This is a genomic window from Rhizobium sp. 2YAF20, assembly GCF_052114685.1.
GTDB lineage: Bacteria > Pseudomonadota > Alphaproteobacteria > Rhizobiales > Rhizobiaceae > Rhizobium.
Map to the genome: position 1 here is coordinate 83,440 of NZ_JBFRFF010000030.1, position 6,290 is coordinate 89,729.

7 protein-coding genes are annotated in these 6,290 nt (G+C 58.3%); 5 read left to right on the forward strand and 2 right to left on the reverse strand.

Features of this window, described 5'->3' with window-relative positions:
* Positions 1–46 precede the first annotated feature (46 nt).
* Both AB4Z52_RS26415 and AB4Z52_RS26420 read left to right on the forward strand, forming a co-directional pair.
* On the forward strand, positions 47–1,033 hold the full coding sequence (locus AB4Z52_RS26415) for an ABC transporter permease (RefSeq protein ID WP_442220858.1): 987 nt from the start codon (positions 47–49) through the stop codon (positions 1,031–1,033).
* A 3-nt stretch (positions 1,034–1,036) separates the two neighbouring features.
* A complete protein-coding gene (locus tag AB4Z52_RS26420; RefSeq protein WP_442220859.1) occupies positions 1,037–1,804 on the forward strand; it encodes an ATP-binding cassette domain-containing protein in 768 nt (255 codons plus the stop codon).
* 190 nt (positions 1,805–1,994) lie between these two features.
* Here the strand turns inward: AB4Z52_RS26420 and AB4Z52_RS26425 are convergent, their stop codons facing one another.
* Positions 1,995–3,860, reverse strand: a complete 1,866-nt coding sequence (locus AB4Z52_RS26425) for a chloride channel protein (RefSeq protein ID WP_442220860.1) — start codon at positions 3,858–3,860, stop codon at positions 1,995–1,997.
* Between the two features lie 72 nt (positions 3,861–3,932).
* On the opposite strand from AB4Z52_RS26425, the gene AB4Z52_RS26430 reads away from it, so the two are divergent.
* The 3 genes from AB4Z52_RS26430 to AB4Z52_RS26440 all read left to right on the forward strand — a co-directional run bounded on the left by AB4Z52_RS26430 (position 3,933) and on the right by AB4Z52_RS26440 (position 5,698).
* Entirely contained in the window at positions 3,933–4,388 is a 456-nt protein-coding gene (locus AB4Z52_RS26430; protein ID WP_442220861.1) for a MarR family winged helix-turn-helix transcriptional regulator, read from the forward strand.
* A 34-nt stretch (positions 4,389–4,422) separates the two neighbouring features.
* Complete coding sequence (locus AB4Z52_RS26435; RefSeq protein WP_442220862.1) at positions 4,423–4,851, forward strand: MarR family winged helix-turn-helix transcriptional regulator; 429 nt, start codon at positions 4,423–4,425, stop codon at positions 4,849–4,851.
* Positions 4,852–5,488: 637 nt separating this feature from the next.
* Positions 5,489–5,698 (forward strand): dodecin, encoded by a 210-nt coding sequence (locus AB4Z52_RS26440; RefSeq protein ID WP_442220863.1) that lies wholly within the window; start codon positions 5,489–5,491, stop codon positions 5,696–5,698.
* 214 nt (positions 5,699–5,912) lie between these two features.
* Here AB4Z52_RS26440 and AB4Z52_RS26445 read toward each other — a convergent pair.
* Positions 5,913–6,290: GNAT family N-acetyltransferase (locus AB4Z52_RS26445; RefSeq protein ID WP_442220864.1), on the reverse strand; the 378-nt coding region annotated here is incomplete at its 5' end.

Sequence of the window (6,290 nt, forward strand, 5' to 3'; positions counted from 1 at the left end):
TGTCACCCTGTTCAACCGGGTGACACTGCCCAACCGGTGAGCATCAATGCAGCAACGCTCTCTTCTTCAAAGCTTCATTTCGAAGCCGGAATTCGGTCCGCTCGTCCTGCTGGTCCTTGAGCTTGTGATCTTCTGGTCTTTCAATTCGGATTTTCTCTCACTTCAAAATATCAGCAACACGCTCTCGTTTACCGTTGAACTCGGGCTTATCGCGCTGGCGATGACCCTGTTGATGACAGCTGGGGAATTCGATCTTTCCGTCGGCTCGGTGTTCGGCTTTTCCGCCGTTGTGATGTGGACCGTGTTCAACAGCAATCTGATGCCGCTCGGTGCCGCCTTCCTCGTGGCACTGGCTATCAGTCTTCTCATCGGCTTTGTTAATGGATGGTTCGTTACAAAGCTGAACATCCCCTCCTTTCTCGTCACGTTGGGCATGCTTCTAGTGGTGCGAGGTACCGCCCTTTACGTCACCGACGGTTTCCCCCAGCACACCTGGACAGCCGGGGGCAACTGGTTTGCCAACGTCCTGGCGGGAAGCTTCTTCATCGGCAGCTTCCGCATGTACATGTCGGTGCTGTGGTTCGCGCTCGCAGCCATTGCCGCCCACTTCATTCTCACCCAGACAAAGGCCGGCAACTGGATACAGGCTTCAGGTGGCAACCCCCATGCGGCGCGCGCTCGCGGCGTCAACGTCAGCCGAACCAAGATCTACCTATTCATGGCATCTTCGGCGATGGCCTCGCTTGCAGGCGTGATCAGCTCGATCCGCACGTCGGCGGCAAACCCCAATAGCGGGACGGGTTACGAGCTGGAGGTCATTGCTATGGTCGTCATTGGCGGAACGGTGTTGACCGGCGGGCGGGGGACCATCGTCGGAACGGTAATCGGCATTTTCATCCTGCGCATCATGCGAAACGGCATTGTGATGGTCGGGGTTCCTGGGCTTGCCTACAACATTTTCATCGGAGCGATCATCCTTGGCATGATGGCGCTGCATTCAGCGCTCGAAAAGCGCCATAACACAGGAGCGTAGACGATGGCCGACGACCTGATCCGAATGGAAAATATCAACAAGTTCTACGGCCGCATCCATGCGCTGCGCGGCGTCAGCCTGACTGTCAAAACGCACGAAGTCGTAGGCTTGCTCGGCGATAATGGCGCGGGCAAATCGACACTGATCAAGGTGCTGTCCGGGGCAGTGCCGCTGACGAGCGGGGATATCATCATCAAGGGGCGCAAGGTCGAACTCAAGAGCACGGCCGATGCGATCGCTCACGGCATCGAAACGATTTTTCAGGATTCTGCACTCGTCCCTCAGCTGTCGATCGCACGGAATCTCTTCCTCGGGCGCGAGCCAGTCAAGGGAAGCCGTTTCTTGAACCGGCTGGATCAGGCTGCGATGAATGCCTCGGCCCGGGACCTCTTGAAGCGGGTGGGCATTACCAAGGACATTCCGCCCGATACCGCGATTTCATCCCTGTCAGGCGGTGAGCGTCAGGCAGTCGCGATCGCTCGCGCCATGCAATTCGACAGTGACCTTATCATTCTTGATGAGCCCACCAACAATTTGGGTGTTGCCGAGACGCAAGGGGTTCTGCGTTTCGTTCGCGAAGCGCGCGACACCGGCCATTCGTGCATTTTCATCGCCCACAATATCCACCATGTTTTCCAGGTGGTCGATCGGATCGTCGTCATGCGTGGCGGAAGGGTCGTCGCAGACGACATAATTCCAAAGACGACGACCATCGAACAGGTCGAACGGATCATCACGGGAGAGGACATGCTTAACGCTATAACCGCGTGATGCGGGCGTGGCCAAGTGGTGGAAGCGCCATGCAGCCACACCACGCCGCCGATTGCTTGAACCGCAGTCCAGTTTCGCGCAACGCGTCCTCAACGCATGGACGGCCGCGTTGATGGAGGTCATCAAAAGCCGGGTCACCCCACCCATCATGACCTTGACAGCAACGCGAATACCCGCAAATCCTCCAAGGTCATTCCGTCGTGGTCTCACTTGTCGACTGCGCCCCGAGATAAGGGCGGCGCTCCTGTTCCAAGGACTGCAGCGCGCTTCTGAGGCGCAGCAGGTCTTTGCGGGCGATCAGGCCCACGAGCTTTCCGGAAGCGGGATCCACGATCGGGATGCGGCCGGTTTCTGCGGCAAGCATAAGGTCGGCGACGAAGCCGACCGTGTCATCCGGGTGGCCAACCGGGGCGGATGTATCCGAAACCCGGTCCGTCAGATTTTGATCTGCAAGCTCCTTGTCTCCCCGCCAGCCAAGTACGTCTGCGCGAGACACGACGCCGACGAGTGTGTAGTCGTCTTCGACCACCGGATAAAGCCGATGCGTTTTTCCCCCGGTGGAGAAGAAGTCGCAGGCCGCGCCGATCGTCATGGAGCCGGGCAAGGTGTCAACCGGATGGACCATGATATCGGCAGCGCGCGTCAGTTCGAAGGGGTCGATGCCATATTCCCGCGTGATGTGCTGGCCGCGGCGCGCAATCTTTTCGGTGAGGATGGAGCGGCGCAGCAGCAGCACGGTGACGGCATAGGCTGTGACTGTCGCAGCAAGCAACGGCACAAGGGTGCTGATGTCGCCGGTGATCTCGACCGCGAAGAACGTACCGGTTAGAGGCGCCCTCATCGTTCCTCCCATCATCGCCGCCATGCCGAGAAGCGCCCAGAACCCGGGGTCGCCGGGAAAGCCAAGTCCGACAAGCCAGCCAAGCGCACCGCCCAAAATGAGAAGTGGGGCAAGCACGCCGCCGGAGGTTCCCGACGACAATGCCACCAGCCAGATTCCTGCCTTGACGACAAGGATGGCAAGGACGGCGTTTGCAGCAATATGGTTGGCGAGGAGATCCGAGATGATGTCGTAGCCCACGCCGAGCGCGCGCGGTTCGATGAGGCCGCCCAATCCAACGATAAAGCCGCCGAGGGCCGGCCACCACATCCAATGGATCGGTAGGCGCTCGAAGACATCTTCAATCTTGTATAGCAGCGTCGTCAGCAGGCCTGACTGAAGGCCTGAGACGATACCCATCGCCGCACAGAGGAACAGGCCCCACCAGGGAAGATGCACCTGGAAATTGGTCGGGAAAAGGGGACCTTGACCAAAAAGGTATGGCCGCCAACAGATCGAGACGCATGCCGCGACGGCAACCGGAATGAAGCTGCGCGGTTTCCATTCGAACAACAGCAATTCGACCGCGAGCATCACCGCCGCAACAGGTGAGCCGAATATTGCCGTCATGCCGGCAGCAGCACCAGCGACCAGAAGCGTTTTGCGCTCGGCCGCGCTCATGTGGAAGAATTGCGCAAAAAGCGAGCCGATCGCGCCGCCGGTCATGATGATCGGGCCCTCCGCACCGAACGGCCCACCGGTTCCAATCGAGATTGCCGAGGAAAGCGGCTTCAGCAACGCGACTTTGGGCGACATCCGGCTGCCACCGATCAGGATGGCCTCGATCGCTTCGGGAATACCGTGACCGCGGATTTTTTCCGAGCCAAATCGAGCCATCAAGCCGATCACCAACCCGCCAAACACCGGAGCAGCCACCATCCAGAGCGACCGTGGAGCAGTCGCTAGTGACGATGGATGGGTGCTGATCTGCCCGAACCAGACGACATTTGTCACAAGTGCGATCAGATTGACCAGCACCCAGGCGGCCAACGCACCTCCGGTGCCGACAATGATCGCCATGCCGATTAACAAAAGAACGCGTTTGTCCGTGGTGAAGTCACCGGCCTCGCGCCGGGCAAGTCCGCCTGTGAAATCATGCGGGCGGCGTTGCGGTCTCGTTTCAGAGTTTACCAATGCGTTCTCTCCAAGTCGCGCTGCACTTAAGCGCGGGCACATTTTCTCATCGGCGCTCCACATATATCGTGTTACGATATAAATCAATACGTTTGTGACGGGTGGAGTTGCTGCATGACAAAAGCACACGAGGATGCTCTTTCGCCGGGAGACTATGAAGCTCTTGCGAACCTACGCTATGCGTTGAGAAGGTTTACGGAGTTCAGCACCGCTGAGGTGATGAAGCTCGGTCTAACGCCACAGCACCATCAAGCGCTTCTTGCCATCAAGGGGCTTCCGGTTGAGAAGGAAATGACGATCGGGATGCTCGCAGATCGACTGTTGATTGCGCCGCATTCGGCGACGGAGCTTGTCAACAGGCTAGCCGACGCAGGCTACGTTGAGCGTATTACCAGCGGCTCCGATGGCAGGCGCCAGGTTGTAAGATTGATGGAAAAGGCCGAACACATCCTCACGAGGCTCAGCGGCGCGCATCTGCACGAGATCCGTGAAATGGCGCCCGAGCTGATGTACGCACTGCGCATTCTGCAGGATCGACACAGACTGGAGCAGATCGCTTGGATGGCATAGTATGCAGATGGAGCCGGCTGCAAAGGGAGAGATTGTGGGAAATTCCGATAAGGTGCTGAGGGCGGGTGACTATGAGGCGCTGGCCAACCTGCGCTACACGCTGCGCAGGTTCATGGATTTCAGCACGTCAGCCGCCCAGGAAGAAGGCCTCCCGAGCCAGCAACATCAGGCATTGCTCGCAATCAAGGGACATTTGGCCGCCGAGGCGATGACAATTGGCATGCTGGCGAACCGATTGCTGATCGAGCCGCACACGGCAACCGAGCTGGTTGGTCGGCTGAGCGCCGCCGGATTGGTGGCCCGGAATTCGGACCCGGAGGACAAGCGGCGACAGACGCTGATATTGACCGAAAAGGCAGAGGCGGCCCTGCTACGGCTGAGCGCCGTACATCTGAAGGAAATCCGCGAAATGGCGCCGGAGCTCATAACCATCCTACAGCGCCTTCAAAAGCAAATCGTATGATCGTCTGAAATTTCGCCTTTATCTAAACAGAAACCTCCTGTGCCGCGAGCGAGCAGGTGCTCCCGAACCTTGCGGTCCATGGCGCAATGGGGGTGCTTTGGATGCCCCGGGTCCAACCAATACGCGGGCTCGCTCACACCATAGGAAAGCCGACCTCTCCGCCGACGACAGGCAGACAATGCCACAGTTTCATCCACGGTGGGTCGTTCCGGTGAGGAACTAATACCAAGGATGTCCGTCATCGAAGTGTCACAAACAAGCCAAATGCCATTCTGGCGAGCTGATGCTGGCTGCCAAACGCCTTGCGCCTGCTCGCAGGTGGCAGTCTCGAACGACTACCTTTTTGACAAAACTTCCGTGGCTTGGGAATTCTAGCCAGACTTTCCTTTGCAAGCTGCAAAATGGCTTCCGGCAAGGGAGGAGGCGAAATGCTGAGCTGAGCACATATATCCTTTTGACAAGGTCAAACCAATGCCGGATCGTGGGTGTTGGCTGTGGAGCTTTTAAGCCGCCGGCGTCCCGTTGTTCGACTGATGTCACGAGCTCGATTGGAAGTCTCTTCGAGCAGACGACTGGAAACCCGGTGCGGGTGGCTCTTCGAAGCCAAACAGGATCTGATTCAAACTGGGAGGATACCGTGAGCGACCATGTCTATAAACAGGTGGAACTGATCGGCAGTTCGAAGGTCTCGGTGACCGAGGCCATCGAAACAGCGGTTTTGCGCGCTTCGAAAACCATGAGAAACCTCGAATGGTTCGAAGTGGCTCAGATCAGGGGGCAAATCAAGGGCGGTGCGGTAGCGCACTATCAGGTGGTCGTGAAGGTCGGATTTCGGATCGACGATTGATACGTTGAGCCGATCTTGCTTCGCACTAGTACCGCTCCCCAGAGATTCTGACTGGTTGAGTTACCGCAAGATGGGGCACAGCTTCTGGCTGGATGAGCAATTGAATGCTGCGTGCTTCTCCAGGTTGACGCTGAATGAAACCGGCTTTTTCCGGTGTTATCACCATCTGGTGTACGCAGGGTGCGGTCACCCGAAAGTGGCGGCGCATGGCGGCTCAAAGGTGCTTCTCGAAGAAGGTGTCTGGATATGGATCGTCGTTGAAACGGTCAATCTCGCTCCAGCCGGTGTTGCGGTAGAGCCGTTGCGCCTCTGCCAGCGTGCTGTTGGTGTCAAGACGAAGGATATTTATGGACAGCTCGCGGGCGACGCCTTCCGCCGCCGTCATCAGACGCCGTGCAAGCCCAAGCCCCCGAGCGGAGGGCGCGACCCAAAGTCTCTTGATTTCCGCAACCTCGCTTCCGGTACCCTTCAGCCCAACGCAACCGATCGGCAGGCTGTCCGACATGGCAACGAGGAACGCGCCGCGCGGGCGGATCATGTCGACTGCGTCCGGATCGCGGGAAAGCGATACCTCGAAACCGTTCTCGAAGCG

Coding starts and splice junctions, on each gene's coding strand:
- AB4Z52_RS26415 (WP_442220858.1), top strand. CDS start 47: ATGCAGCAACGCTCTCTTCTTCAAAGCTTCATTTCGAAGCCGGAATTC.
- AB4Z52_RS26420 (WP_442220859.1), top strand. CDS start 1,037: ATGGCCGACGACCTGATCCGAATGGAAAATATCAACAAGTTCTACGGC.
- AB4Z52_RS26425 (WP_442220860.1), bottom strand. CDS start 3,860: ATGTGCCCGCGCTTAAGTGCAGCGCGACTTGGAGAGAACGCATTGGTA.
- AB4Z52_RS26430 (WP_442220861.1), top strand. CDS start 3,933: ATGACAAAAGCACACGAGGATGCTCTTTCGCCGGGAGACTATGAAGCT.